Source organism: Burkholderia sp. AU4i (assembly GCF_000466765.1).
Classification (GTDB): Bacteria; Pseudomonadota; Gammaproteobacteria; order Burkholderiales; family Burkholderiaceae; genus Burkholderia; species Burkholderia cepacia.
Genome location: NZ_ASSI01000344.1, coordinates 1 through 1588 on the forward strand (window position 1 = coordinate 1; position 1588 = coordinate 1588).

2 protein-coding genes and 1 pseudogene are annotated in these 1588 nt (G+C 70.0%); all 3 read right to left on the reverse strand.

What is annotated here, in order from left to right:
* Positions 1-321 (reverse strand): annotated as a pseudogene (locus L810_RS49525) (porin); the annotation flags it as partial.
* A gap of 202 nt (positions 322-523) precedes the next feature.
* On the reverse strand, positions 524-1225 hold the full coding sequence (locus L810_RS42225) for a YoaK family protein (RefSeq protein WP_021164221.1): 702 nt from the start codon (positions 1223-1225) through the stop codon (positions 524-526).
* 57 nt (positions 1226-1282) lie between these two features.
* The coding region (locus L810_RS42230; protein ID WP_042978347.1) for a chromate transporter at positions 1283-1588 on the reverse strand (306 nt) is incomplete at its 5' end.

Here is a 1588-nt window from a genome sequence, read left to right on the forward strand (position 1 = left end):
GCCGTAGATGCCGAAGCGGCTGTTCGTGATCGCGCCGTTGGTCATCGACAGCAGGCCGTCGTTCTTGGCGTTGGCGTTGGTGAGGTAGCGAATGCTGGCGTCGGCGACGCCCCAGAGCGTGACCGAGCTTTGTGCGGCCGCGTACTGGCTGGCAAATGCGAGCGCGGCGCCCCCTGCGATGGCTGCGAGTCGGGTGGTCTGCTTCATGAGCTTTCCTGGTTGTAGGTGTCTCCGTTCATGGCCGGCCGCGTGCGCAGCCGGGTGGCGATCGCTCGCGTTCTTGGCGCGCGCGATGTGGGCTGAATCATATGACGACTGCAATCGCTGAAAGAAATTGAAATGCGCGGTAACGGCGGAACTGTCGCCCGCGCACAACGCTGCGCGCGCGAGGCGCGCCGGGCGGGCGTCGGATGCCGCACGGCATCCTCCGGCCACGCGGCTTACGGGATGTCGGGTCTGTAAGCATCGCCCCGCAGGCGCGGGGGAACGGGCAGGCGGCCGGAAGTGCCGGCGGGAGGCTCCGTCACGCCGCCGCGGGCGGCTCGCCGGGCGTCTCGCGCCGGCGCCAGGCACGCCGGAGGATCTCCGCGAACGCACCGGCGAGCAGCAGCACGGCACCCCACAGCGCGAACTCCGGCACGAGCCGCGTAACGAGGCCGCCGATCACCGCGCCGGCCAGGAAGCAGAAGCTGATCGTCGCGAGCAGCGCCGAGTCGTGCAGCGCGCCCGCGTCGTAGCGCGGGATCAGCCCGACGAACAGCTTCTGCGCGGCGCGGCGCAGGTTGCCGGTCGTCATCACCGACGTGTACGACAGTTCCTCGAGATGGGTGAACGACAGCGTCTGCAGCGTCGCGACGAACGAAATGCCCGGAATCAGCCATGCGCTCGACGCGCCGACGAGCCCGCTCGCGGCGACGCCGAGAAAGGCGATCTCGACGAGCAGGCTCGCGAATGCGGTATGCCGCATCCAGCCGCGCTGCGCGGCGAGGCCGAGCAGGTGCGCGACGAACACCGCGACCACGAAGCCGCCGAGCGGCGGCACGTGGTGCAGCGCGGCCGCCCATTCGCCGGCCGACACGTTGATGCCGAGCAGCGCGACGTTGCCGGTCATCGTGTTCGCGAACACGTGGCCGTGGCCCACGTACGTGTACGCATCGAGATAGCCGCCGGACAGCGTCAGCAACGCGGCGACAGTGAGATTGCGGCTGGCGCTGTCGAGATCCATCGAGCCTCCCGTGAAGATTCGCGCCAGTATGGCGCACGGGACGTTACCGTGCGCCGGTCATTGCCCGATACCCGTGAGCCCGATCAGCGCGCCGCCCGCGAGCAGCCACAGCGGATGGATGCGCGTGCGCCACGCGAGCACCGCGCACGCGGCGGTGATGCCCCACTGGATCGCCGTGCGGTTCGACGCCTCGGAGATCAGCACCGCGCTCGCCGCGACGAGCCCGGCCGTGACGGGCATCATCCCCTGCTGCACGTAGCGGCGCCACGGCCGGTCGCGAAAGCGCTCCCACGCATGCAGCGCGAGCACGGTGACGATCGACGATGGCCCGAACTTCGCGAGCGACGCGACCAGCAGCCCGCT

Coding starts and splice junctions, on each gene's coding strand:
- L810_RS42225 (WP_021164221.1), bottom strand. CDS start 1,225: ATGGATCTCGACAGCGCCAGCCGCAATCTCACTGTCGCCGCGTTGCTG.